Annotated in this window: 23 protein-coding genes; 21 read left to right on the top strand and 2 right to left on the bottom strand. The window is 44.1% G+C overall.

The features are described from left to right. The first annotated feature begins 2 nt into the window (after positions 1 to 2). The 3 genes from CSH93_RS11605 to CSH93_RS11595 are packed head-to-tail and all read left to right on the top strand — an operon-like array spanning position 3 to position 2,326. Complete coding sequence (locus tag CSH93_RS11605) at positions 3 to 788, top strand: outer membrane lipoprotein-sorting protein (RefSeq protein ID WP_100643443.1); 786 nt, start codon at positions 3 to 5, stop codon at positions 786 to 788. Beyond that, on the top strand, positions 788 to 2,095 hold the full coding sequence (locus CSH93_RS11600; RefSeq protein WP_100643442.1) for a hypothetical protein: 1,308 nt from the start codon (positions 788 to 790) through the stop codon (positions 2,093 to 2,095). The genes CSH93_RS11605 and CSH93_RS11600 overlap by 1 nt, the downstream gene beginning before the upstream one ends. Positions 2,096 to 2,110: 15 nt before the next feature. Next, a complete protein-coding gene (locus CSH93_RS11595) occupies positions 2,111 to 2,326 on the top strand; it encodes a YgaP family membrane protein (RefSeq protein WP_100643441.1) in 216 nt (71 codons plus the stop codon). Positions 2,327 to 2,367: 41 nt separating this feature from the next. Here CSH93_RS11595 and CSH93_RS11590 read toward each other — a convergent pair whose 3' ends face one another. After that, positions 2,368 to 4,530, bottom strand: a complete 2,163-nt coding sequence (locus CSH93_RS11590; RefSeq protein ID WP_100643440.1) for a winged helix-turn-helix domain-containing protein — start codon at positions 4,528 to 4,530, stop codon at positions 2,368 to 2,370. A gap of 212 nt (positions 4,531 to 4,742) precedes the next feature. On the opposite strand from CSH93_RS11590, the gene CSH93_RS11585 reads away from it, so the two are divergent. The 18 genes from CSH93_RS11585 to CSH93_RS11500 all read left to right on the top strand — a co-directional run bounded on the left by CSH93_RS11585 (position 4,743) and on the right by CSH93_RS11500 (position 23,779). Then, the gene (locus tag CSH93_RS11585; RefSeq protein ID WP_100643439.1) at positions 4,743 to 6,104 is read left to right on the top strand and encodes a trypsin-like serine protease; all 1,362 of its coding nucleotides are present in this window, start codon (positions 4,743 to 4,745) and stop codon (positions 6,102 to 6,104) included. Positions 6,105 to 6,230: 126 nt separating this feature from the next. Further along, positions 6,231 to 7,883 carry a tetratricopeptide repeat-containing diguanylate cyclase gene (locus CSH93_RS11580; protein ID WP_100643438.1) on the top strand — a complete coding sequence of 551 codons (1,653 nt, stop codon included), beginning with the start codon at positions 6,231 to 6,233 and terminating at the stop codon, positions 7,881 to 7,883. Positions 7,884 to 7,945: 62 nt separating this feature from the next. After that, a complete protein-coding gene (locus CSH93_RS11575; RefSeq protein WP_100643437.1) occupies positions 7,946 to 8,380 on the top strand; it encodes a hypothetical protein in 435 nt (144 codons plus the stop codon). Positions 8,381 to 8,671: 291 nt separating this feature from the next. Further along, positions 8,672 to 9,817 carry a tyrosine-type recombinase/integrase gene (locus tag CSH93_RS11570; RefSeq protein ID WP_100643436.1) on the top strand — a complete coding sequence of 382 codons (1,146 nt, stop codon included), beginning with the start codon at positions 8,672 to 8,674 and terminating at the stop codon, positions 9,815 to 9,817. Further along, complete coding sequence (locus CSH93_RS11565; RefSeq protein ID WP_100643435.1) at positions 9,814 to 11,469, top strand: phage integrase SAM-like domain-containing protein; 1,656 nt, start codon at positions 9,814 to 9,816, stop codon at positions 11,467 to 11,469. Before CSH93_RS11570 ends, CSH93_RS11565 begins: the two co-directional genes overlap by 4 nt. Further along, complete coding sequence (locus tag CSH93_RS11560; RefSeq protein ID WP_100643434.1) at positions 11,466 to 13,334, top strand: tyrosine-type recombinase/integrase; 1,869 nt, start codon at positions 11,466 to 11,468, stop codon at positions 13,332 to 13,334. Before CSH93_RS11565 ends, CSH93_RS11560 begins: the two co-directional genes overlap by 4 nt. Further along, positions 13,327 to 13,746 (top strand): TetR family transcriptional regulator, encoded by a 420-nt coding sequence (locus tag CSH93_RS11555; protein ID WP_100643433.1) that lies wholly within the window; start codon positions 13,327 to 13,329, stop codon positions 13,744 to 13,746. The genes CSH93_RS11560 and CSH93_RS11555 overlap by 8 nt, the downstream gene beginning before the upstream one ends. A gap of 339 nt (positions 13,747 to 14,085) precedes the next feature. Continuing rightward, the gene (locus tag CSH93_RS11550; RefSeq protein WP_205663318.1) at positions 14,086 to 16,437 is read left to right on the top strand and encodes a PAS domain-containing hybrid sensor histidine kinase/response regulator; all 2,352 of its coding nucleotides are present in this window, start codon (positions 14,086 to 14,088) and stop codon (positions 16,435 to 16,437) included. 434 nt (positions 16,438 to 16,871) lie between these two features. Further along, the gene (locus tag CSH93_RS11545) at positions 16,872 to 17,288 is read left to right on the top strand and encodes a GFA family protein (protein ID WP_100643432.1); all 417 of its coding nucleotides are present in this window, start codon (positions 16,872 to 16,874) and stop codon (positions 17,286 to 17,288) included. A 28-nt stretch (positions 17,289 to 17,316) separates the two neighbouring features. Next, positions 17,317 to 17,697: a VOC family protein gene (locus CSH93_RS11540; RefSeq protein WP_100643431.1), complete on the top strand. Its 381-nt coding sequence runs from the start codon at positions 17,317 to 17,319 to the stop codon at positions 17,695 to 17,697. A 39-nt stretch (positions 17,698 to 17,736) separates the two neighbouring features. Further along, positions 17,737 to 18,096: a cupin domain-containing protein gene (locus CSH93_RS11535; RefSeq protein ID WP_100643430.1), complete on the top strand. Its 360-nt coding sequence runs from the start codon at positions 17,737 to 17,739 to the stop codon at positions 18,094 to 18,096. Between the two features lie 170 nt (positions 18,097 to 18,266). Continuing rightward, complete coding sequence (locus tag CSH93_RS11530; protein WP_100643429.1) at positions 18,267 to 18,641, top strand: hypothetical protein; 375 nt, start codon at positions 18,267 to 18,269, stop codon at positions 18,639 to 18,641. A 129-nt stretch (positions 18,642 to 18,770) separates the two neighbouring features. Further along, positions 18,771 to 19,202, top strand: coding sequence for a GNAT family N-acetyltransferase (locus CSH93_RS11525; RefSeq protein WP_100643428.1), 432 nt, complete (start codon positions 18,771 to 18,773; stop codon positions 19,200 to 19,202). 98 nt (positions 19,203 to 19,300) lie between these two features. After that, positions 19,301 to 19,807 carry a GNAT family N-acetyltransferase gene (locus tag CSH93_RS11520; RefSeq protein WP_100643427.1) on the top strand — a complete coding sequence of 169 codons (507 nt, stop codon included), beginning with the start codon at positions 19,301 to 19,303 and terminating at the stop codon, positions 19,805 to 19,807. A gap of 110 nt (positions 19,808 to 19,917) precedes the next feature. Continuing rightward, positions 19,918 to 20,253, top strand: coding sequence for a 5-carboxymethyl-2-hydroxymuconate Delta-isomerase (locus tag CSH93_RS11515; protein WP_100643426.1), 336 nt, complete (start codon positions 19,918 to 19,920; stop codon positions 20,251 to 20,253). A 54-nt stretch (positions 20,254 to 20,307) separates the two neighbouring features. Continuing rightward, positions 20,308 to 20,769 carry a GNAT family N-acetyltransferase gene (locus CSH93_RS11510; protein WP_124748971.1) on the top strand — a complete coding sequence of 154 codons (462 nt, stop codon included), beginning with the start codon at positions 20,308 to 20,310 and terminating at the stop codon, positions 20,767 to 20,769. 161 nt (positions 20,770 to 20,930) lie between these two features. Beyond that, complete coding sequence (locus CSH93_RS11505) at positions 20,931 to 21,866, top strand: hypothetical protein (protein ID WP_124748970.1); 936 nt, start codon at positions 20,931 to 20,933, stop codon at positions 21,864 to 21,866. After that, positions 21,863 to 23,779 (top strand): alpha/beta hydrolase family protein, encoded by a 1,917-nt coding sequence (locus CSH93_RS11500; protein WP_100643423.1) that lies wholly within the window; start codon positions 21,863 to 21,865, stop codon positions 23,777 to 23,779. The genes CSH93_RS11505 and CSH93_RS11500 overlap by 4 nt, the downstream gene beginning before the upstream one ends. Before the next feature lie 101 nt (positions 23,780 to 23,880). Here the strand turns inward: CSH93_RS11500 and CSH93_RS11495 are convergent, their stop codons facing one another. After that, a complete protein-coding gene (locus CSH93_RS11495) occupies positions 23,881 to 25,179 on the bottom strand; it encodes a sigma-54 interaction domain-containing protein (protein WP_240615586.1) in 1,299 nt (432 codons plus the stop codon). Positions 25,180 to 25,218 lie beyond the last annotated feature (39 nt).

Here is a 25,218-nt window from a genome sequence, read left to right as displayed (position 1 = left end):
TTATGTTGAAATTTATGTTAGCCGCAGTCGCATTAAGTGTATCAACTGTCAGCGCTGCTGAGGTGGATGTGAACGCACTCGTGACATCGGCTGAAAAGGCCGCCTATTACGGTGGCAATGATGGTCGCTCAGACGCTCGCATGATGATTGTTGACGCCCAAGGTCGTAAACAGATGCGCCAGTTTACTATTTTACGCCGTGACATCGCTGACAATGGCGATCAACAAATGATGGTGTTTTTCTCGCGTCCTGCGGACGTTAAAGACACCGTGTTCCGTGTTGAGAAACACACAGATGCCAGTGTTGATGATGATCGCTGGTTGTATCTACCGGCTCTTGATCTAGTCAAACGCATCTCTGCAGGCGATAAACGGACTTCTTTTGTCGGCTCTCACTTTTTCTATGAAGATGTATCGGGTCGAGCTATCAGCGAAGATAACTTTGAGTTGGTCGAAGAAACCGATACCTATTACCAGTTGAAAGCGACACCCAAATCGCCCGACAGCGTAGAATTTGAGTACTACTTGGTCAATATCGACAAGGCCACTCAATTGCCTGTATTGATTGATTTCTTCAAAAGCGGTGACGACAACTATCGTCGTGTAGAAGCGGTAAAAATAGAAGACATTCAAGGCTACCCAACCGTTGTGCGCTCTAAAGTGAGTGACTTACAAAGTGGTGGATATACGCTAATGGAATTTCGCAACATCAGCTACGACATTGGTTTAGATGATGATGTATTCACAGAGCGCAGCCTGCGTACTCCACCGCGTCAGTGGTTGAATTAATGAATATCAAAACCCTGTTTAGCATCGCTGCTTTAGCGATGCTGTCCAATCAAGCGCTGGCACAAGACGATGCCGCAGACGATGAATGGGACATGGACGAATGGCAAGAGGAAGAGGTTAAACCTTACCGCTTTTCAGGATTCTTAGAAGCGGCATACGGCACTCGTTTGTCTTCTGATCCCGCAATAGAGCGCAATAAAACGTTAACGGATGTGCGCGGTCAGCTGTCATACGACTATGATTTCAGTGCATCACGTTTCAGCTTAACGGTTGATGCTTACTATGACGGCGTGCGCGAACAATTACGTGCACAACTGCGCGAGGCGGCATGGCAAGGCAGTTTGGCTAATCTAGGTGATTGGGGTAAGCATTTCGATCTAAAAATAGGCCAACAGGTACTGACCTGGGGCACAGGGGACTACGTATTTTTGAATGACTTGTTTCCCAAAGATTATCAGTCGTTCTTTTCTGGTCGCGATGATGAGTACTTAAAAGCCCCGTCTCTTTCGGTGCGCTTATCTGGCTTTTTTGAGCTCGCGAACATTGATGTAGCGATTACGCCTGAGTTCACATCGGATAACTACATCAATGGCGATTACTTCTCGTTTTTCTCGCCCATGGCTAGACAAAATGTAGCCCCAGGCTTTGAAGTACCCTCATCACTGGAGCCTGATTCCCCAGAAGTTGCCGTTCGCGCGTACAAAACCATTGGTCAAACCGAATATGCAGTCTATGCATACGATGGCTATCACAAGTCACCTAATAGCTTTACCATCAATGGCATTCCGTATTTTGCGGAACTCGCGGTGTATGGGGCTAGCGCGATTACTCCCATGGGGAGCGGTTTATTTAATGCGGAATTTGCGTATTACGATTCAAAGGATGATGCTGAAGGCAACAATCCTCTGATTGCGAATAGTCAAACACGTTGGCTAGTAGGGTATGAACAAGAGCTGATTAAAAACCTCACGGGTAGCGTCCAGTGGTACATGGAGCGCACGCTCGACCATGACCAGTTAATCCTTAACTCTCCCACACCTGAATATGAGCCAAATCGCAGCCGGGTTGTATTAACCCAACGTTTAAGCTATCGCGCATTACAACAAACACTGACCTTCAGCCTATTTAACTTTTATTCAACCTCAGACAGTGATGGTTACGCCAAAATGAGTGTGGATTATAGTCCAGGTGATAAATGGCGTTTGTCAGGTGGTTTAAACCTATTTTATGGCAATGAGCCGCAGTCTTTCTTTAATCAATTCGCCGATGCCAGCAATGCGTTTGTTCGCTATCGGTATTACTATTAAATATTAGGAGGCAATATGTCAGCAGAAAGAGCGTTAACCGCGTTTGCTGGTTTTATGGTGTTATTATCAGTGGCATTAACCGTTTGGGTTCACCCCAATTTCATCTGGTTTACCGTATTCATTGGGGCTAACTTATTCCAACAAAGCTTCACGGGCTTCTGCCCAGCCACGATTGTACTGCGTAAAGTGTTCGGCTTTAAAACTGAAAAAGAACTCGCATTACAAAAGTAACATTAGCGCTCGGGTTTCGCTAAAGGCGCTACCCGAGTCCTTCAATCAACGTCGGCTTGTTTAATAAGGGCGATATCCATTTCTTTTTCTAAGCGACGGAAAAGCGCTGTACTTTCATCCTGACTGATATCGATTAAGATTTGGTTATCAGGCACATCCATCACCTTGCTGGCTTGTCGCGTTTCAAGATCAAAATGCCAGAGTTGATATTCCGCAGCTTGTCGTACTTGAAAATACATGCCACTGGCACTGTTGACCGACATTTCAATATTGTCTTTTTGCGAATCCCAAAGTTGCACGAGTTGCCCATCTTTGTCGACCAGAAATAGTCTGTTGTTCTGGATCACGACAATATTGTTATTGGCGATGGCATGCGCCGCCCACTCAGGCTTTATGAGGTAAACAGGGGTTAGCGTTTGTGCCTTCGGATCATAACGCCCCATCCACATTTCACCGGCTTGTCGATAGGCCAACAGTAGAGTTTGAGTGTCTGGATGCCAACTGAGCAAATGCAAAACATAGATGTCGATGGCAAAATCTTCAGTTAACCCTGATCCTGTTGCAATACGTTTCAATTCGCCATTGATTGCGACAAAAAGGGAGGACTCTGATTGCCACAACGGCGCGCTTATGCGGGTACCGTCATTTTCAGTGCTCACCAATAATTTTTCACTACCTTCTGCCCGAACGTACAGCTGATGTACGCTGCCTCGTTTAGACACAAAGGCCAACTTGTCGGCTTGAGGAGACAGGCGGGCGCTGTGATCGATCTGCGTTGAGTTAATCAACTCCGTTGCATCTTGGCGGTGCTCTTCACCCCCAATGGTGTAGCTTACAATATCCGAATCACGTTTAACCAAGCTAAAGACTATCCTATCAGGGCCGGCGAAACTTACGTCCTGTAGCTCAGAAAGACTGACATAATTTATTGGCGAGAGTTGATTGTTCGCATCCAATAAACGTAGCTTTTGACCATCATTGATTAATAGGGTTTTGTCATTCGGGTGCCAACTCACTTGATTATGAGCCGATTGCAACTTGATGCGCGGCGTCAATCGCTGCTCCATCAATTCATATTCAAAAACTTGCTCATTTAAGTACTTATCTTCTGCTACCAACGCAAGTCGGCGACCATCATGTGACAGCGCCATATCATTCAAGCTCAACTCATCTAAAAAGGGTGGCAGTAAATTGTGTTGCCCTGATACCAAATCCAATCGAAGGATATTCATACTGTAAGAATCGGCCGATTGCACCAACGCATACATGACATGATCATCTGCAATAAATAGATCGCCGAGAAATATGTAGCCTTCTATCCGTTGAAGCAGTTTTACATCGACTGAATCACCAGTGAGCGTTAACCGCTTTATTAAGAAGTGCGCATTGTCATCAACATATTCTAACTCCGCGAATATAAGAGCATGGATACTCTTTAGCCATGCCAACGAGAGGACAGGATTCTTCGCTGCATATAAAAAACGGTGACGCTCTGAGTCACCTTCACGCAACCAAAGCTCATTGGCTTGCGTCGTCTCTTTTACGTATGCGGTATAACGTAAGTCATAAGAAAAGCGCGGAAAATATTCATCGTCTTCACTTGAAGACAGCACCTGTAGTTCAATTTGCTGAAACGCTGGCTGCTCAGACGATTGCCAAATCCTCTCATTCAACAGTAACAATATGCACAGCGATACCAATAAGATGATTGTTGATTTCCAATACTTAAAGCCCACAAAACGAGGCATGTTGTCTACCTCTTTGGATGAAGGAGAAACTGCTGAGATTTCATCTGAGTTTGAGGGGAGCTTGCTTTCGTCATCAACATGGTGAGATTGGCGTACATCAGCTACTAGACTGTAACCTCGCTTTGGATGGGTTTTTATAACCTGCTGTGTTTTTGCGTCATCGCCCAGTGTCTTTCTGAGAATCGCAATGCAGCGCTGAATTGAACTTGGATTAAATATCGACTGAGGCCAAACAGTAGCAAATATAGATTCTTGGCTAACAAGCTCACCACGCTGCTTAACCAACAGTAACAGTACTTGCATGACTTTGGGTTCAACCAAAACTGGGGCGCTTGAGGTGCTTTCAATGTTGGTCGTTTCAGGCGTGGAGAACCGAGAAATGAGCCCTTTTTCAGGTTCAATGTAGTAGTCCTTCAACCAAAATGGTTTGCTTACATCCAACTTTATTTGATCCACTACTACCCTTAACTCTTTGATTTATATATGCCTAAGGTTTTCCTCAGGAAAAAAACAGTGTTCCTACATTGGCAATACCAACTACCCATATCACCCTGTAGCGGCATCAATATAGCTCTTCATCAACGCATTTTTAAGAGCCCATAGAAACAGCCCGTTGCGTCCATGGTTAACCGCATTTTAACCACAACGCTTTAATTCAAGGTAATAAAATGAACAAGCACCACCTTCTAAAATCACTATGCGCTTCTCCACTATTATTCGGTCTAGTGCTTACGTCTATCGCAGATAACGCCAATGCCATTGTTATTCGTCATGACAAAGCTGACGCTGAATATCTGCAACTGGCAGAGACTTTGGCACCTTTTGTTGCGCACTTAGATAGCTGTGTCGCCACGGTCATAAATGACCACTGGCTAATTACCGCTGCCCACTGTGTGAATGAAGCGGAGCACTATCCCGTAAAAATTACGCATTTGCAAAATGATTACCCCGTCTCTCGTATTATCAGACACCCTGACTTCGCCAAAACCGGCGACTCTGACATTGCTTTGCTGCAACTCGATTGGCCACTGACCTCAGCACAACATGCTGCGTTGTACACCCGTGACGACGAACTGAATCAAACAATCACCATCGTCGGTAAGGGTGCGACCGGAAACGGTATAACCGGTGATGCCATGCGTGATCATAAGTTACGCGCCGCTACCAACACTGTTGCGGTTGTCGATGGCAATTGGTTGTCATTTGAATTCAATCAAGCTGACGCTGCGACGGCCCTTGAGGGTGTTAGCGGCACCGGGGATAGTGGTGGGCCGGCTTTTATTTATCAGGCAAACGTTCCTTACTTAGCGGGCGTAAGTTGCTGCCAGGAGGCCGAAGAACAGGGCACTTATGGCGCAATGGAGCATTATTCACGAGTATCAACGCACTTAACATGGTTGCAGGAGCAACAATCCGCGCACCCGATTGAGGCACAAGTAGAAAGCGACATACTGTCCTTATTGCAAGCAGGTAGCCGAGCTGATGCATTGTCATTAATTAGCTCCCGTACCGATTGGCACGCGTCAGATAAGATCACCCAAGCCATACTCATTTATGCGTTTATTGAACAAGACTTAGCACTGCTTAAGACAATGGTAGCGACTTCACCCAAGTTGTTGGAGGCACAAATTCAGGGGTTACCGCTGCTGGATTACGCTTTAAAGCAAGGTAACGGGCGATTCTTTAAGTACCTCGTGGGTGCGGGTGTCGACTTGAATCATCGCGGCTTTCGCGGTCAACATTACTTGAGCCGACTGATGTGGCAATACTTTAATGACGACGCAGTAGAGTTGGCCCAAACGCTCATTGATGCCGGCGCTGAGGTTAATCTGCAAGATGAGCGGGGGGATTCTGCGCTGCATATGGCTGGCTATCAAGGCGATCTTGAGCGTGTTAAATTTTTGGTCGCACAGGGGGCTGATTTGAATTTGCAAGACAACCAAGGCAATACATTGTTGATGGATGCTCAAAGACGCGGTCAACAAGATATCATTGAGTACGTACTCTCCATCGGTGCGAAAGCCGAATAGCGCTGACTTTCACTCGGGTATCGCTTTACGCGTTGCCCGAGGTCTTCTTATTGCTGCTGTGACTGTTGCACCACCCAATTGATGGTGTTAGTTTGATACGCCTCAGTTCTTAACGTCCAAGTAGTAATGAAGAGCTTTCTCCTGTGTGGCTGGTTGTGGTTTTCTTTATCGCTTTCTCTATCGGTTTTTAATCCCAATGTCGTTTATGCCGTTGATAACGATGCAGCCAGCAGTGCTCAGATTGAGATAGATGCATTATTAAAGACATCCCAAGACAACTGGGGCAAATCGTCAGATGTTGCGCTGACTACAGCAGAAGAAGCTTTCAACAAGGCGTTAAAAATAAACGATATAAAGCGGCAGGCTCAAGCACTTCGTTTGCAGTCAGTCGCGTATTGGTACAAAGACGACTATCCCATGGTGGTCAAAAAGGCCGATCAGGCGCTCACACTGTTTAAACAAATAGATGATAAACAAGGCATTGCGGCCGCGCTAAATACAATAGCCACCACCCATTTAAACCTGTACAACCTTGAGCTGGCGAAAAAGAGCTATCTGGAAGCACTAGCCATCGCGCAAGAGATCAATGACGTAAACCGACAAGCCACGGTTTTGCAAAACTTAGGCACCGTCGCCATCGGTCAGGAAGATCTTGCTCTAGCTGAAGATTACTTGCTGCAAGCTCTCGAAATAAGGGCATCGGTACCCGATACCTTTGCTGAAATGACAATCATGGCTAATCTTGCCAGTGTCTATAGACGCCAAATGAAACTAGGACAGTCTTTTACGCTGCTTGATCAATTGATTACCATCGCGCAACAAGAAAACAATGCCACACGACTAGCCGATGCCTATGCAGACTATGGCACGACCCACTTTGAAGCCGGAAACTACGCGGAAGCAGTAGTCATGTATCAAAATGCATTAGCCATTGCCCAAGAGCATGAGTTACTGCGAATTGAAGAAGCCGTCAGCAATGGCTTACGCCAATCTTATGAGTTACTCAATGACTATCAAAAGGCCTACACAGCCTTTGAACAATATTCAGAAATCCGCGAAGCCCGATTGAATGAAAAGAACAATGAATTACTCGCCGAACTTGATGCGAAATATGAAGCGGAAAAAAGCCGCGCGTTGATCTTAGAGCAAAAGGCTGCGCTGGAAAGTGAACGCTTTGCGTCTACGGTTTACATGATTGCATTCATCTTTGCCGTGATCATCGCTGTCGCGCTCTATTATGTCTATAAGCTGAAAAAGGCCGCCGCAGACGTTTTACATGCGCAATCGCGGACCGATAATCTAACCGGATTAAATAACCGCAGAGCATTTAACGATATCATTGCCGACGGATTTAAACATCTGCAGCAACACAATACCCCGATGTCTATTGTGCTAATCGATATTGATAACTTCAAATCCATCAATGACACCTATGGCCATGTGGCCGGCGATAAGGTTTTAGAAACGATGTCAGAACTGGTCTCTCAGACCGCACGTAGCATTGATATTTGTGCGCGCTGGGGCGGCGAAGAGTTTATTTTGTATCTACCAAATACAGATTCAAACGTTGCCCAAAAAGTTGCCGAACGCATACGCGTAGCCGTAGAAGAAGCACTTTTCACACTGCCCGCCCCGCATGCGGCTTTGCATATAACCATGACGGCAGGCGTCGCACAGGCCAACCAAAGTGATGATCTTGAGGCATTGACTGAACGCGCTGATCAGGCCCTGTATCAAGGTAAAACATCAGGTAAGAATAAGGTAGTTGTGAGCCAATAAAACGGCTCAAGCAAAATTGAAGTCGTTAGCCATCGCAATTTACTCATGTCTAAAGGAATAACATGCACTCATCGAAACCGGATTTCACCCGCTACTCGCAAGAAGAGCTGCGAGAAGCCTTAGATTATATCGATAAAGAACAATTTCCAGAGCGTGTTGCTGAAATCAAAAGCCTTATTGTCGCTTCAGCGCCCATAGCATCTGACGATTCTGCTGGCCCACCGAAGAAGAAAGTATGGTCGCCCACCACTCAATTTTGGTGTTGCCTGTGTTTCTCGCTGTTCATGGGAGCGTTATCGTACAACGCTATTGTGAGCGGGCATATTCGGCTAAAAAGAAGTGATATCTATCTTGAAGACTCACCAACCGGCTTTTATATATCACTGCTTGTCTATATTGTATTACTGGGCTTTAGTTTGCATGGTATTTATGAATCCAGAGTCAGGGCACGAAAGCTTGAAACCGCGGACGATTGTCTCGGCACTGGTAATCAATAATCCATAGAGCAGCAGAGATGAAATATCCTCGTCAATATGCAACAAGCATGTTGACTAATAACCCTCCTTGTATAAACTGAATAAATATACAGTTTTATTATGTTTGTTATTGTTGTTGGGTTGTGTGTTTGTGGAGAATTAGTGTGTGTCTTTTTTGGTAGAAGTTGTGGGTAACTGCCTAAGCAGTTATCCATCAGCTTATACGAAACAGTCCACACGGTGAGCGAAGCGAAAATTCCCACAATCCACAACTACTGTATTTCTTTTTGGTTCTTTTTCTTTAGGTTAATAATGGATCTCGTCACTAGCACGGAAGACTTTAAAATAAAGGGGATAAGCTGCCCTGACTTTCCCATTTTAGTCGACAAGGATGGCGAGATATTCATGTATGCGGTAGAGTTTCTGGTCTATCACTGCTTGAAACGCGGCAGCGTGCAAAGCGTGCATAGCTGGAAGACGTATGGGCAGGACTTATATGATTTCTTTGGGTTTTGTGAAGGGAATAGTATTGACTGGCGAGAAGTTCGCTGTCGCCAAGATGAAACCATACTGGCTGTTTATCGTGACGCATCAATGAAGTATTTTGGAGCAGCGGCGAGCACCATTAACCGACGTTTACGCTTTCTCATTAAGTTTTATCACTACGCTTATAACCGTGGATGGGTGAATACGCTTCCCTATGAGCTTGAGGCGGTCTTGGTGAGAAAGCCCAAAGGGTTCTTAGCTCATACCGACACATCAGGTGGTGTTAAAGTGCGTCCTGATATCATGCTTAAGCAAAAGAGAACGAAGCTTAGAGTCCTCAATGGTGAACAGGCGACCCAATTACTAAGCGCTATTAAGAACAAGACGCTCAAGCTCATGGTCAGGCTAGGGTTGCTTACCGGACTGCGTAAAGCCGAAATCCTAACCTTCCCATTGTCTTATGTGGTTAATCCACAAAACCTGACTAATCGAAGCCACATCAAGGTATCGCTTAACCCTCAAGAGATGCAAATAAAGGGCAGCAACCCACGCAATATTATGGTGCCTGTAAGCCTCATGTCCGATTTGTGGGATTACGTCCTTCACGAGCGACACCAATTACTTGACGGTCAGGATGAGCCAACCGACAGGCTGTTTGTGACGCGTGACGGCCAGGCATGGAGCCTGAAATCTAAATCATTTAACAACCAGCTTGATGCGCTTACACTGCCTTTTCCCGCTCACCCACACATCTTGAGGCATACATTCGCTACCAACACTTTAAAGTGCTTAGAGGAGCGCAAAAGCGAAGGGACGTTCGGTGGCAATCCACTGATGACAGTGCAGTCATTGCTTGGTCACGCCAGCATTAATACTACCATGCAATACCTGCACTTCCTGCATGAGCTGGAAGATGATTTATCCACCGAATACCAACGCGAAATCGAAGCGCTATGCGAGGCCGTGACATGAGTAAAAAGCAGTTTAACGTCATTACTGATGATAAGATTGACGATGCTAAACGCCCCTCTGAATCAAAAGGCATTAACACCGACAAGCATAGTGTAAGCACCAATGTTGCCCCGAAAACGCCGGCCACCATGAAGGTTCACTTTCCCGAGAACCCTAGTAGTGTTAGAGCCTTCGACTTTGCGCCTTATTATGGACAAGGCTTTGATGCGATTACCACGCTATGTCAGGCGACTATCGAGAAACTCATCCAGCAGAGTGCCGATACCCAACAGGCTGCCATCGCTGTCACAACGATAACGAACTATTGTCGTATCGGCCTTAAACCCTTCTTCGAGTTTTTAACGCTGTGGCACGCTGGTGCGAAACGTGATTTACAGCCTGTCGATATCACACCTGAATTGATTGAAGAGTTTATCCATCACCTGAGAGCGTCGGATATCGGATATACAAGCCAGAAAAATTATTACACAGCCACCAAAGCCACACTGACTGCGTCGCACACGCAGGGCTATTTACCGCACGCAGATATTAAGCGCTTATTCCCGAAAAACCCCTTTCCCAATTCCAATCGCAAAACTAAAGGACAAAGGCCATTAACACAAGCAGAAACCAAACAGCTGGTGTTAGCGCTGAAAATGGAGATGACACGCATTCTGGCAGGCAACGCGCCGCTCGATAGCTTTGATTTAATGGTCTGCGTGCTGGGTATCGGTATGGTCACCGGGATGAATCCCATACCTGTATTATCGTTGCCGACAGACTGCATCCAGCCACACCCACTTAAACATAATCTGCGATTGCTCGTGGCCTTCAAGCGCCGAGGCAATGCCACGCAAGTGGTATCACTTCGCCAGTTTCAGGACATAGCATTACTTCGCAGCGTTAAGCTCAATGCTGCCAATACCATTGAGATGATTATTGAGCGCAACGCCGTCCTTCGTCGGCAATACCAAGACCCGATGCAGTTGTTGGTGTATCAGAATAAACGAGGCACGCACCATAGCGCTATCACGGCCTTAACCACAAATAATTTGAAGAAAAATATCAACACCCTGATTAACAAACATCAATTGACCGATGACGACGGGAAACCGATGCGCCTCAACATGATGCGGCTGCGCAAAACCTTCGTGAATCGCATTTGGGAGTTATCAGGGCAGGACCCGCTCATTGCAGCACGCTATGGCAAGCACACCCCTGAAACCAGTCAGCGGGATTACATGGTCGCTCCACCCGAGGCGGAAACGAACATGCGCTTTATCGGAGAGGCGCGCATTGAAGAGTTGCGCGTCAGCTATGGCCCCAAAGAGAACACTCCGATATCTGGCTGCAAAGACAGTAAATACGGGCATCGCGCCCTCAAAGACGGTTCAGTGTGCACAGAAACGCTTGATTGCTTTCGCTGCAAAAGCTTTGTGGTCACCGAAGAGGATTTATACCGCCTGTTCAGCTTTTATTGGGCGGCAGTGAGGGAGCGTGACAGCTTCGGTATCAAGAACTGGAACAGATACCTTCGCCATATCATTCGCATCATTGATGAGGACATCGCCCCACAGTTTGATGGCGAAAAAGTGACGGCGGCGCGGGAAAAAGCCAAAACCACACCCCATCCCTTCTGGCGCGATTTAACGATGGTGAGGATGGCACGATGAGCAATCGGGTCACCCAAGAGGTTATCTTTGCCGATAAAAACCGTCTCAGAGATGACCTGCGTACCCGTAATGGTCTGCATGGTGTTATCACCTATTTAAAGCTTGATAATGGTCAGTACCACGTACTCTCGCGGTATGAGCAGGATGAGTGGACACTGCCAGGGCATTGGTTTCCAAACGAGGTATCTGAGAACCAAAAAACACTTAACTTCGGACGCATCAACATCCCTGCCTTGCGTGATGCCGCAAAAGTCGTGATGGCGCGACTGCTGTGGGGGGATAACGCGATAAGCGGCAAGCGTCGAGGGGGGACACTTAGTAAACGCTTTAATGATATTATCTTATGGCTAAACTGGCTACCAACACTCGGCGTAACCGAGCTATCTGCGGTTACGCCACTTGTTGCCATGCAGTATGTTACGCATGTGAAATCCTTAACCTCCAATCGGGGTAAACGCAAAGGTAAGCCTCTTGCGCTCGACACAATGAGTCAACGATTCTTGGCAGTGGAGGCGTGCTACCAACAGCTTCGTGACACCCAATACGGGTTTGCGCATCCGTGGCCGGAATCCAGCGCTGGCGCGTTATCGGGATTCAAAAGTGCGGGCAAAGCCAAAGCCGAGATTATTCCCGATGAGGTATTGGCACCGCTGTTTCAATACAGTGAATCGATGTTACACCGTGCACCAGAATTATTGCGTTTACAGGGTCTGCTGTCAGAGTTTGTGCCGACCAGTAAGCATCAAAACGCTCAAAGCACAAAGCGCACCCAATACCTTAAACAGCACGGCTGGGCGTCAGGTGGCAATGAGTTTAATCAATCCATAAAAGCGCTTCGGGATAGCTGCCTGTTTATTATCCTGATGACCACCGGTATTCGTGTCCATGAGCTATGCAATCTCACGCGGGGTAACTGGTATTCTGAAGTCAGAGACGGTGAGCGGTTTTACTTTTTAGGCTCCAGGTCAGAAAAAACCGATGCAGGCGATACGCACTGGCTGTGCCCTGAAATCGCGATTGAAGCATTTAAAGTGTTAAGCGACCTGATGTTACCGATGCAGCAACTGCTTGAACAGCAGCTTGAAGCGGCGCGTCAGGCAGATGATGCGCAGGAAGTAGCGCGGTTACTGCGCGGCTCTGACTCTGTCGTGCTGGGTAAGACCTCGCATCAGAACAACAAAGTCGATGTGCTCAGTGGGGCTAGTATCAATATAGGTTTACAGAAACTCGCGGATTCGCTTGGCCTTGATATTAAGCTTACCTCGCACCGATTCAGACGCACCTTTGCCAGTTATGTGGTGCATCACAAATTAGGGGATTTACGCTATCTGCGTGACCACTTTAAGCACTGGAGCCTGGAAATGACGGTGCTATATGCTATGAATGAGCAGCAGGACTTAGAGCTGTACGACGAGATATATGCTGCCTTCGATGATGAACGTCAGGGAATAATCGGGCACTGGCTGGAGCCGGACACGCCGCTGTCAGGTGGGCTTGCCAATCAGATACGCAACCTTCGTGACAAGGCGACGCCAACACGAACCTATCAGTCTCGTACAGACATGATCCGTCATATCTCAGAGCAGATTTACCTTCGCTCCACGGGGCTGGCATGGTGCACCAACGATGACGGCTCCTGCGCAGGCGGGCGCTGTGAAGAATGCGAGCACGGCATCATTGATGACAAGAAACAGGCCTTCTGGGAAGGTGTCTACGCGCAGCAAATCGAACTAAGGTTAATTGATGATTTAGGTGATGCGGGTCAGCGCACCGTAGATAAAGCCATTGTTCGCTGCGAAAAGGTGCTGACGGACCTTGGCGCAGATATCGAAGCAATCAAACAGCGAGTCAAATCCAATGGCTAAATCAGCTCCACGTAACCGCGAGAAAACCCATAATAAGATACGCATGGCGATTGTCAGGCTTGAGCAGGGCCGACCTAATGTCGTCAAGCCGGAGCGCAAGATGTCCGTTGCCGCCGTCGCAGAAGAGGCCGGTGTCAGTCGCACGCTTATTATGAATCAATATCCCGATTTGCTTGAGCGTATTCGTGGCGGCGCGAACAAACATATTCAAAAGCAGCGTGACGAGAAGTATGAAGCGCTTAAAAAAGAGCGAGAAAAGAATCGAGAGCTTAGAAGTACGCTGGCTGACGTGATGCAAAAATATCAAGTCATGGTATCTAGAAACGCAACGCTTGAAATGGAAAATCGACGGTTAACAGGCATTGTGGAAAACGAGAATGTGACAGTGTTTAGAGGGAAAATTAAAAACTGAAGTGAAACCAATGCCGACCTATAGCAGTTCTATCAGCTGATTTAGATATAGTGCTTTGTGTCACTTACGGAAGCTGGAAGCAGTCTCTCTGTGCGATCACTTTGTACGTATTTCAGACGTTGAAGTGACAAAATTTCTGCGACAAGTTTGAGAGAGAAGCGGAAGGTCCACTTGCTGTTGCGTTTCCCCTCCATCAGCCATTAAATCAACTTAAATCTGGTTTGCTAAGAAGATTATTGACTTACTCAAAATGAAAATGAGTAAGTACACATCTATTTCTATACTATTTTTCTGATTTGTCTATATTTAACAAATGATTACTTTTAAGAAGGGAAAGTTTTGGACAAGGCATTCAATTTAATTCATCAAACATCCAATATCTTTGCCATCAAGTGGAAGAGTAACGACTGTGACAGCATTGACGAATACTCTATAAATTCTTTGAGCTTATTGCAGTTGTCTAAAGATGGTGACTTCTCAACTAACCTCGATGATGATGTCTCATTAATTAGAAAGGAAATGATTGATGCCAACCACGACTCTACCTTAATAATCCCTACATATGAGATAAAAGACAATAATGGAAAAGTTCATCATTTAAAAGAAGAAATCATTTTTCAAAATGATTCACCTCCCGTTTCGTTTTTCACGGATGTGACACAACTTGAAGAAGAGAAGAAAGCTAGTCAAAAAATTCAACAACGTTTAGCACTTGTATTAGAAGGAACTCGCTTAGGTATGTGGGATTGGAATCCACAGACTAATGATGTTACGTTTGACGAACGATGGGCTGAGATGCTTGGCTTGAAATTATCTGATTTAACTCAAACCTTATCTGACTGGCAGGACAGAGTTCACCCTGACGACATTGAAGGGTGTTTTGCTGATATTACAGCTCACATGGAAGGTAAGGTAGGTTTTTATGAAAACCTGCACCGAATGAAGCATACTGACGGTGACTGGCGTTACATCTTAGACCGAGGCCGAGTTGTTGAGTGGGATAATGATGGCGCCCCGATTCGCTTTACGGGCACCCACACAGACGTTACTGACTTAAAAAAGGCTGAGTTAAAGGCTCAAGATGCGCTTTTATCTCGCAATCGATTCTTTGCCAATATGTCTCATGAGCTAAGAACACCACTGCATGGGATCCTAAATTTAGCTGAATTCGCATTTAAGGAAGAGAGCAAAGAAGAAAAAAATAGCGCGCTTAAAAGCATTTTAAGCTCTACTCAAATTTTAACTAACATCGTTAACGATATTTTAGACTTTGCGAAAATAGATGCTGGAAAACTTGAAATAGAAAACATCGAGTTTAACCTACAGGAGCTTATAAGCTCTGTTGAAAAACCTATGTTACAAATGGCAAGCGACAAAGGCATTCAATTTATCACTGACCTATCACCAAACATTGCCAACGTGCTTATTGGTGATCCTGTTCGTATATCTCAAATACTTAATAATTTATGCTCCAATGCTGTGAAATTCACTGAGTTAGGCCAAGTCACCCTTAAAATTGATGTTTTAGAGTCTCAAGAAGATAAACAAACTCTTCAGTTTCAAGTTATTGATACTGGCATTGGTATAAGCAAGCAAGCTCAGAAGAAACTATTCCAAGAGTTTCATCAAGTAGATAAGTCGACTTCAAGAAAATATGGTGGGACTGGCTTGGGTTTATCTATTTGCGCCAGATTAAGTGAGCTTATGAATGGCACTATCAGCGTTGAGAGCAATAAGCACCGTGGCTCAACATTTACCTACCAGCAAGGCTTTGCTGTTTCTCTACTTAGTGATATAGACAAAAAGCATATAGTAAGCGTTGATTTAAAATGCACAGACGTGTTGGTGGCAGAAGACAATGAAATCAATCAAATTATCATAACCAAGATGCTTGAATGTCACAATGCCAAAGTGACAGTGGTAGACAATGGGAAGCTGTGCGTTGAGCATTTTTTGAAATCTTCTGTAGATTTAATTTTAATGGATATACAGATGCCTGAAATGGACGGTATACAAGCAACCAAATTAATTAGGGAACAGGATAAAGGTAAGTCTATTCCCATAATCGCAATGACTGCAAATACCATGCGAGAAGATATCGAGCATTATCTGTCTATTGGAATGGATGGCTACTTAACTAAGCCATTTGATAAAGCTAAACTCAATAGCCTTCTGAATGTTTTCAATCCAAATTTATTGACCCTCAAAAGATTTGCAACCTCAATTAGTGATCCACAAATAGGGCCAAAAGATAAATTAAACGCAATCTGCGTGGAACTTAAAAGATTAATACCAAAAGCGAATAGAGTGAGTCTATGGCTATTTAAAGATAATTATTCAAGCATTAAATGCTTAACTTCCCTTGATGAGAATGACCAAATATCAAACGGTATTGAGCTAAATGCAAAAGACTTTCCGCAATACTTTCAATACATCGTCAGTCACCAAGTACTCGATGCATCAGATGCCAGAAGCAACAAACATACTCAATGTTTCAATAAGACATATTTTGAACCACTAAAGATTTATTCCTTATTAGATTACATCTTTATAGTTGATAACAAACCTGCAGGGATTATTTGTTGTGAGGCGGTTAACTCTCCTGTTACTTGGCAGACTGAAGATGTAGATTCTTTGGCTAAAGTCGTTGATATTGCGACTCTGTTTCTTGCAGAAAATATAACCCAATAATTATCTCAGTGTCGGTATTGAATAACTTAATAGAGTATTTACGTTAGCACGTTTTGGGGCATAAATGAGTTATTACCACAGTCCGTTATCGGCACAAACCAGAAGTAACAAAACAAAAGTCTGAGGATCCGCTCCTTGTCTTCAGAAGACTGCCGCTTGCGCTACAGTAACGGTCTGGATATCGCTTCTAGTGAACATTCACGATGCCATACCTACTTGTCAGATAAACGCTGCTCAATTAATTTAATTCATTGCATCTCACAACGGCGCACACTGTTTGAATCGGAATCTTCGATAGGTGTTAATTTTAGAAAATAAAGTGCGGCATTGTTTAGAGGAAAAAGCAGTGAAATATTGGAAAAAGTGCAACTTAAAAAAAGCTAATACAATCAGTTACTCACTCACTTGTTGCATGAAACATGGGGATTAAATTAATGACAACACCAACACACGCACAGGGATCATGTAATTGTAGAGCAGTAACCTTTTCCGTTTCCGTCCCATTAGAGGATGTGTTTGTGTGTCATTGTTCGATTTGCCGAAAGTCCACTGGTAGCGGCGGCATTGCCGTATCAATCGTTCCAGCTGATGCTCTGACGTATCATACCGGCACTGACCATATAAAAATCTGGAAAAAACCTCAGCACGATTGGCTAACCCATTTTTGTGATGTCTGCGGTTCTCCCTTACCCGGGAAAAACGATGAACATCACTCATACATACCGGTGAGTTTGTTAGACAATGGTCATGAAAACCTAACCGTTAAGCATCACGTGTTTGTCGATTCTAAAGCCCATTGGGAAATCATCGGCGACAACGGAAAACAACATAAAGCAGGGTATAACGAATAGCCCACGCTGCAGAAAATCAGGAGACACAATGGATCTGAATCAAGTCACATTACCAGTAAAGGATATGCCGGAAGCGGTGCAATTCTATCTAACACTCGGTTTCACACTGATTGTAGATACACCCCACTACGCTCGATTTTCCTGTCCAGATGGGAATGCTACTTTTTCATTGTCATTGGAAAGCGGCAACTTCGACAATCACAGCGTGATTTATTTTGAGCATGAAGCCCTCGACGAACTGTGTCAGGCATTATCCGATAAAGGGGTTGTGTTTGAACAGCAACCGACTGATCAGCGCTATCTCTGGCGAGAAGCGATATTAAAAGACCCCTCAGGCAATAAAATTAAACTTTATTGGGCTGGTGAAAATCGCCTAGACCCACCTTGGAAAGTCAATCGACAAGCGTAATGCTCAATTCACAGTATTACGACAAACCGGAATGACATTATGAATAAAATAAACATAAAGCAAAAATTCGCTTTATTTACTGACGAATGGACACCCAAAATTATTGCCGAATCGAATGGTCAATTGGTAAAAGTTGCCAAGGGCAGTGGTGAATTGGTGTGGCATTCCCACGAAGATGAGTTGTTTTTGGTGTTTAAAGGCAAACTCACACTGATGTTTCGCGATGGTTCAGTTAGCCTAAGCCCGGGTGAAATGTATGTAGTCCCCAAAGGCACAGAGCATTGCCCTGTTGCCGAAAAAGACACGCATTTTTTGATGGTTGAACCTGCCAGTACAGCGCATACTGGCAGCACACAATCGAACCGAACCGTCAGCATAGATGAGCAAGACTGGATATAGAAATTAAGACACTTTGTGTCCAATCAACGTAAGAATAACAGGATCACACGATATTACATGGAAGCAGACATAGCTCACGGATATAAAAAACTGAACCCGCTAACGCCCACTATGAAACTTATTTCATACATGCGAATATCGAATCAATACTCCATTGAAAAAGGAATTTTATGCTGTATTTACTACTAGGCTATTCCATTGTCGGGCTTTCAATCCTTGCCAGTCTACCCTTCGATGATACTTTCAACGCGAACCAAATTATGATGCTAATTGGGATAGCTTTCGTATTTGATCTGATCACGGTTGTACCTTATTTAGTCGGGCGATTTTTCAGTAAAACAGAGTCATTACATTGGTCTACATTAGTTTTCATAGGGCTTGTAATGGGGCTTTTGTGGGATTTACTCATACCGACGCTAAACGTGTTGCCTTCAGACTCTGACATTTCATATGCAGGGCCCATGTTCCTATTTATGGTTCTCGCTTTTGCGTCACCTAAAATCGAATTTTGGCGCAGGGCCACGCCTAAAGACAATGCTGAATAATAAAACATTGGTTCACCCAAAACGCATATAGTCATTGAGCAAGGCCCTGCAATAGACTTTTCCACTACTCGGGCGTTACAATGCGCATTCGCGGCTGCACATAACTTTCAGTCACTACAAGGAAAAGCAATGATTGTAGAAAATGTGCTTCCCGACAACTACGCAGAAATGTTAGCTGTTTGGGAAAACTCAGTCCGAGCGACTCATGACTTTCTTTCCGAAGAAGACATTGAGTTTTTTAAGCCGATTATTATTCAGCAGGCATTCCCTGCTGTTACATTAAAATGCATTAAAGATGATAACGGCTCCATTGCTGGCTTCGTAGGCGTGCATGACGCAAAGGTGGAAATGCTATTTGTGTCAAATGCGGTGAGAGGTCAGGGTATTGGAAAGGCGCTGTTGCAATATGCCATTGCACATTTAGGCGCGTGTAAAGTCGATGTGAATGAACAGAATCCGCTTGCTGTAGGTTTTTATAAACGTATGGGTTTCACGGTTTTTTCACGTTCACCATTGGATGATATGGGGAAGCCTTTTCCCATTTTGCATATGACGCTGTAACGCTCGGTGGTCGTAACCCGATTTGTTAGTAGAAACGCCCAAGGCTAATAACTTTGGGCGTTTCCGTTTGTACAACAGCCAAGGAACTAAATAACCTCATGATCCCGTCCCTCGAAACAGCTCGACTAAAACTAATCCCACCCGAAGTTAATTGTTTCGATATGTACGAGCGGTTTTACACCGATGAAGATGCATCCAAAATGTACGGTGGCCCAATCTCCAAAGAGCAAGCATGGGCCAGGCTAAAGGCCGATCTAGGCTCATGGCATCTACTTGGTTTTGGCATTTGGGTTATCCAGTCAAAGTCTGACAATCGTTACATAGGTACCTGTGGATTTTGGCAAGGGCACGAGTGGCCAAAAGAGCTAACGTGGTGGATCATTCCCTCAGAGCGCGGTAAAGGTATTGCGACAGAGGCGTCTATAGCCGCTGTAGCGCACGCGCACGAGGTATTTCAATGGGACATTGTCGAAACCTATATGAATGATGAGAATGTTGCAGCCCGCGGCTTAGTGGAGAAACTCGGCGGCATAAAAGTAAGACGACAAACGTTTAATGACGGATTGAGCCGAGATATTTATCAATTGCCCAACCCTTCGATGTAATATTGTTTGATTGTAAACAAAACCAGAAATACCCGGTCTCTTTTGCTGAGCTATAGAGAATTGAACTGAATATCAAAGGCCTTTTAGTCTTTAGAAGCGGGAAATAACAGATGCCTCATTGTGTAGTAGAATTTTCGTCTAACATTCAACCCGAGCCCCTGATCGAGGCTGTTTTTCAAGGCGCATTGTCGTCACAGTTGTTTGCTGACGGCGGTAGCGACATAAAAGTACGAGCTTATCCTTGCGATATCCATATGAGTGGAGGTAACCAAACCTCTTTCATTCACGTAACGTTAAAAATATTGTCCGGGCGTACCCAACAGCAAAAGTTGGCGCTTTCTGAAACGGTACTCCAATCAATCGCGCAAACTCACTATGAAAGCTGTTCAACATCAGTTGAAGTTATCGATATAGACCGCAGTGTCTATAGCAAAATCCTGACGTAATTAAGGGCCTAAGACACATTTGGGTAACAACACAAACGAAAAGGACTGATGGTGATGACAAGTCTTCACTATGTATCATTTGATGACGTTGATAGTCGCGACTTTATCACCTTGCTGAATCAACAAAGGATTCGTGAACACCTCATTCAGCATGATGTTTTCGATGAGGTATCCTTTGCAGAATGGAAAGCGTCTAAACAAGCCATGGATTCAACCAAAGGTTGCAGAGTCAGAGCATTGAAACTCGATGAAAAACTCGTCGGTTGGTGCGGTATTCAACTCGTGGACGAACAATTTGAAATCGCACTTGTTCTGGATGAATCCGCGTGGGGGTTAGGCAAAGACGTATTTAAACACATCATGCAGTGGGCAAAAGAATTTAACCATCGGGATATATTCATTCATCTACTTAGCACTCGCAAAGAGTACCGCTATTTGACAAAAATGGCCCATAAAGTATTTCACAGCAGGCTATACGGCAGCCAGTTCACCACTTATCAATTTCGGTTGAGTTAAGTACTCAGAAATTATTTCAATAATGACTTAGTTGTCTTCTAAGCATTGCAATCAGACTAATACATATATTAAGGTACGCGAACACAAGGATTGTGAGTACTTACCTGAGCAGCGCTTATTTTGTGCCCGCGTCCTAGACCATTTTGCATCAAGCACAGAATATGAAAAAAATACTTTTACTCCTGATTTTAATTGGAATATCTCCGAGCCTAGTCGCAAATTCTTGTGGCGAAGAAATGTATGAATTAGCGGTAAAACATCGCGAGCAAGTTGATGAGTGGCTTGAAGATTTCAATATCGCCATGACTTCAGCTCAAACTCTTTACGAGAGCAAACAAGCGGACCCCACCGTATCTTTTGACATGATTAAAGAGATTTGGGTTAACCACTTCGGCTATAAAGCTTTAATCGATAACGTAACCAAACCTTTTGATAACATTATTTTAGACTTTGAAGCTAACCCAGAATCGACCGAATACTGTACTAAAAACCCAATGGTAGAAAGGCTATTCAAGGTTCGGCTAAATAATTTTCATCAAGCACTAGTCAACACGCAAGAAAGAATTGAGCAGCGTATCGATCTTGAGGAGCTAAGTGACAATGAAGGATTAGCGATAGTAGCCGCATACGCATATGGCACCGCTCCCAAAATAGTTATTAAATCTCCAAACATATTTGATGGAAATATCAATATAGGTCCACTTGTATCCAAAGAACACATTGAGATTCGAAAGCTAGCAAAAGGGCAATATCAATGGGACAGAATTGAGCTTGGATATACTGGAGTTGGCCTCCTAGATAGCAACATTGATATGGTTGCTCCATCGACCAGGCATTATATTGACTTCAATGACTGGAACCTTTTCTTAAATGTCGAAGCGTCCAAACTGAACTTCAACGGCATTTTCATATTTGAGGGTGGTTATAGCGGCGGTTCTGCCCAAATATATGATCGATTGTCTTACTTAGTTAAGAGAATAGAAAAATTATATCCCTATTTAATCCACCGCCTTGAGTGGACAAACTCTCTTGCTCCTAACGACCCTTTCATCCAATTTTATTACTCGCAACGATTTAATCAAGGAGCGACCAAATGATCTTGCGCTCATTATTAATTCTGAGTTTGTTACTTTCTTGCACAGTCATTGCAGATGAAAACTCTACTTCAATTGAGGATTTTTTTCGGAGACCTGTGGTAACGCAAGCCGTTTTAAATCCGTCAGGAAACCTAGTTGCATATGAGCGCTTTGGTGCCGTTATGGTAGGTAGTCAAGGACTTCCATATACAGATATATTCGGCGTTAATAATCGCTTCGAAATAAATAAACTGATTTGGTTGTCTGAAGACATCATAGCCATTCAAATTAGAAAAAAAAGCAGTGGCGAAATTTCAACCCAGATAATCGAGTTATTGACTACCGAATCTGAGATAAAAATAAACCGAACACAATTTATTTCAAATGATGGATATATAGTCGACCCTCTTAAAAATAATCCAGGTGCATTCTTATTTGCGCAATATAGAGTTGATGACGAAAAAGTATTTTCCGATGTACATAGAATCCCTCTATTTTCAAAGAAACCTTACCGTTTTAAAAAGAATAAAAAGTATAACTACAACAGTGGAAAGATAATTAATTGGATAACAGGGAATGACGGAAGCCTGCGTTTAGGTCTAAGTTATGAAAATAGAAAACCCTCATTGTGGCATCGTACTTCAGCAAAATCGCATCGAATGACGAACATTTGGACGGGCAATACTGATACAGAGTTTTCAGTTTATGGAATCAATGCTGACTTTACTAAAGCGTGGGTAGTTACGGATTTTGAGCGTGACAAAAGTGCCGCTGCCATTTTTAATCTCGAAACAGCTACCATCGATTCAATAATTTTTGAGCATCCTAAGTACGATATTCATAGAATCATCATGGATTCCAATGGAGAAAATCCACTTGCTGTAACATATCTTGATCAAGGCGAGCTCGTATATCATTTTATGAGTGAATCAGCCGAAATTGCCTTTAATGCAATTAAAGACAGGAATCCAGACCATCAACTTTCGGTATTTGATAGCAACTCATCCGCCGAATCAATGTTGCTCTTTCAATATAGCGCCTCAGATCCTGGAGCTTTGCTACATTGCCAAGAAACGGGGAATAAGTGCTCAAAAGTTACATCTCTATACCCATGGTTAGATGATGTGTCACTATCCGTTACCGATGTCTTTTTGACCCAAATCAGCGACAATGTAAGTGTTGAAGCATTTTTGTCCTACCCATCAAATTTGAATAAAACCGAAGTTGCTTCTCTCCCTCTGATTATCATGCCTCATGGGGGACCGATTGGCGTATTCGACTCTAAACATCTAAATTCTGACGTGGAATGGCTAGTTCACAATAGATATGCCGTACTTAGGGTTAACTACAGAGGATCAGGCGGCTACGGCAATGCTTTTAAAGCCCAAGGATTACAACAATGGGGGCGAGCAATAGAGCAAGATATTAACGCTGCAACTGAAAATGCTTTTAAAAAGTTTACATTCTTGGATAAAGAACGAGTCTGCCTTTTAGGCGGTAGCTATGGTGGGTACTCAGCGATTATGGGAATAATCCAGAATCCTGGCGCTTATCGATGTGCAATTTCATTTGCTGGAGTTACGGACCTACCACTGTTATTTAACAAATCATCAATACAAAATGATGAGGAAATGTTGGACATCATTAAGTCAATTGTAGGCGATCCTTCTACTCACATGTCAGAACTACAAGCTTTCTCTCCAGTATACAATGCCAACCAAATAAGCCGCCCATTGTTACTCATACATGGCTCCAAAGATGATGTAGTTGATGTTGAGCATAGTTGGAGACTAAGTCATATGTTAAATATCTATGAGATTGAACATACGCTAAAAACTATGAATGGTGTCAATCATAGTTTTACCTCGACAAAGCAGGTTAAAGATTTTTACGAATCAGTAATGCCCTTCTTAGAAGAACATTTAAGTAAATAAGCCCGACAAAGACGTCCCCTTAATTAATGGGGGACGTTATTTCCGTTTTATGGCAAAGGTATTTTGCTGTGATAACTTTACGTTCGCTAATGTCATATCGCCTACTCGTACTTAAGACCATACTTTTGCAACTTGCGGTATAGAGTTCGAGTACTCACACCAAGTACATCAGCCAATTCATTGATCGGCGAGGTTTGGGTTTCACACAGTTGCTTTAAATAAGTCGCTTCTGCATCTTCCAATGTAATAACCGTATCTGTAATTGTATCTGCTTGGTGTTCTTGTTGCGTCACGATGCGAGGCAGGTCGTCAACGTTAATAATATCTTCATTCGCCATCAACGCTGAATGTTCAACGATATTACGCAGCTCTCTAATATTGCCGGGGAAACGATAATTACTCAGGGTACTCAAAGCATTATCGGTGAAACGTTTATGATTCGACTCTGAGAGGTTAAGGAAGTGCTTTGCTAGTGAAGGGATATCATCTTTACGTTCCGACAACGACGGTAATTCAATTGGGAAACCCGCGATACGGTAGTATAGGTCTTTGCGGAATTCACCTTGCTCAACCAACTCTAGCAAGTTTTTATGACTGGCACATATAAGACGAAAATCCGCCTTTTTTTGCTTAATCCCACCGACACTGCGGTAGCACTGCGTCTCCAGCAGGCGTAGCAGCTTCACTTGCATGCTCAGCGGCACATCAGCAATTTCATCAAAGAAAACGGTGCCACCATTGGCAATTTCAATGAGACCCTTTTTCGCATGGGTTGCACCAGTGAACGACCCTTTCTCATGCCCAAATAATTCCGACTCAAATAAATTTTCATTTAAGCCGGTACATTCGATAACCACAAAAGGCTTCTCTGCGCGCGGGCTCGACTCATGTAGCGCCTTTGCCACAAGCTCTTTACCTGTTCCGGTTTCGCCATGCAATAACACAGAGATCTCTGACTTAGCCGCTCGGTTGATCTGCGTTAGCATTTGCTTGAAAGGTACAGATGCACCAATCATTTTATTCATCTCTGATTCGGCAGAGGCAAAGTTAATGCGGTCGAGAATTTCTAAAAAGCCTGTGGTAATGCCATTTTCATCCTTTACCGGCTTCATCAATATGTCGCAGTACGTTTTTCCTAATTCGGTATTGTGAATGTGCACCACGCTACAGGACCTATTAGTTGCCTTACAGGTCTGAATTGGGCACTCCTCATCGTGTTTGTCGCAAGGCTGTTTGTGCCCATGAGAGATTTCAAAGCAGCGGCTCGTTCCAACAACCACTTCTGTTTCATATGTATCACGGTATGCATCATTAACCGCCAGAATGGTGTATTGCGTATCGATAAAGATGGCCGGTTTATCGATTGCATTGATCATGGATTGAACAATAGACGTGTTCATAGCGCTCGCTTTTTGTTGTGTCATAGTTGACTTTTGAGT

Origin of the sequence: Neoalteromonas facilis (genome assembly GCF_002807665.1) — a bacterium.
In the GTDB taxonomy this organism is placed as follows: domain Bacteria; phylum Pseudomonadota; class Gammaproteobacteria; order Enterobacterales; family Alteromonadaceae; genus Alteromonas_E; species Alteromonas_E facilis.
This window is presented reverse-complemented; position numbering and strand designations above follow the sequence as displayed.

Excerpts from the sequence above, each read along its gene's own strand:
- CSH93_RS11605 (WP_100643443.1), top strand. The coding sequence starts at position 3 with ATGTTGAAATTTATGTTAGCCGCAGTCGCATTAAGTGTATCAACTGTC.
- CSH93_RS11600 (WP_100643442.1), top strand. The coding sequence starts at position 788 with ATGAATATCAAAACCCTGTTTAGCATCGCTGCTTTAGCGATGCTGTCC.
- CSH93_RS11595 (WP_100643441.1), top strand. The coding sequence starts at position 2,111 with ATGTCAGCAGAAAGAGCGTTAACCGCGTTTGCTGGTTTTATGGTGTTA.
- CSH93_RS11585 (WP_100643439.1), top strand. The coding sequence starts at position 4,743 with ATGAACAAGCACCACCTTCTAAAATCACTATGCGCTTCTCCACTATTA.
- CSH93_RS11580 (WP_100643438.1), top strand. The coding sequence starts at position 6,231 with ATGAAGAGCTTTCTCCTGTGTGGCTGGTTGTGGTTTTCTTTATCGCTT.
- CSH93_RS11575 (WP_100643437.1), top strand. The coding sequence starts at position 7,946 with ATGCACTCATCGAAACCGGATTTCACCCGCTACTCGCAAGAAGAGCTG.
- CSH93_RS11570 (WP_100643436.1), top strand. The coding sequence starts at position 8,672 with ATGGATCTCGTCACTAGCACGGAAGACTTTAAAATAAAGGGGATAAGC.
- CSH93_RS11565 (WP_100643435.1), top strand. The coding sequence starts at position 9,814 with ATGAGTAAAAAGCAGTTTAACGTCATTACTGATGATAAGATTGACGAT.
- CSH93_RS11560 (WP_100643434.1), top strand. The coding sequence starts at position 11,466 with ATGAGCAATCGGGTCACCCAAGAGGTTATCTTTGCCGATAAAAACCGT.
- CSH93_RS11555 (WP_100643433.1), top strand. The coding sequence starts at position 13,327 with ATGGCTAAATCAGCTCCACGTAACCGCGAGAAAACCCATAATAAGATA.
- CSH93_RS11545 (WP_100643432.1), top strand. The coding sequence starts at position 16,872 with ATGACAACACCAACACACGCACAGGGATCATGTAATTGTAGAGCAGTA.
- CSH93_RS11540 (WP_100643431.1), top strand. The coding sequence starts at position 17,317 with ATGGATCTGAATCAAGTCACATTACCAGTAAAGGATATGCCGGAAGCG.
- CSH93_RS11535 (WP_100643430.1), top strand. The coding sequence starts at position 17,737 with ATGAATAAAATAAACATAAAGCAAAAATTCGCTTTATTTACTGACGAA.
- CSH93_RS11530 (WP_100643429.1), top strand. The coding sequence starts at position 18,267 with ATGCTGTATTTACTACTAGGCTATTCCATTGTCGGGCTTTCAATCCTT.
- CSH93_RS11525 (WP_100643428.1), top strand. The coding sequence starts at position 18,771 with ATGATTGTAGAAAATGTGCTTCCCGACAACTACGCAGAAATGTTAGCT.
- CSH93_RS11520 (WP_100643427.1), top strand. The coding sequence starts at position 19,301 with ATGATCCCGTCCCTCGAAACAGCTCGACTAAAACTAATCCCACCCGAA.
- CSH93_RS11515 (WP_100643426.1), top strand. The coding sequence starts at position 19,918 with ATGCCTCATTGTGTAGTAGAATTTTCGTCTAACATTCAACCCGAGCCC.
- CSH93_RS11510 (WP_124748971.1), top strand. The coding sequence starts at position 20,308 with ATGACAAGTCTTCACTATGTATCATTTGATGACGTTGATAGTCGCGAC.
- CSH93_RS11505 (WP_124748970.1), top strand. The coding sequence starts at position 20,931 with ATGAAAAAAATACTTTTACTCCTGATTTTAATTGGAATATCTCCGAGC.
- CSH93_RS11500 (WP_100643423.1), top strand. The coding sequence starts at position 21,863 with ATGATCTTGCGCTCATTATTAATTCTGAGTTTGTTACTTTCTTGCACA.
- CSH93_RS11495 (WP_240615586.1), bottom strand. The coding sequence starts at position 25,179 with ATGAACACGTCTATTGTTCAATCCATGATCAATGCAATCGATAAACCG.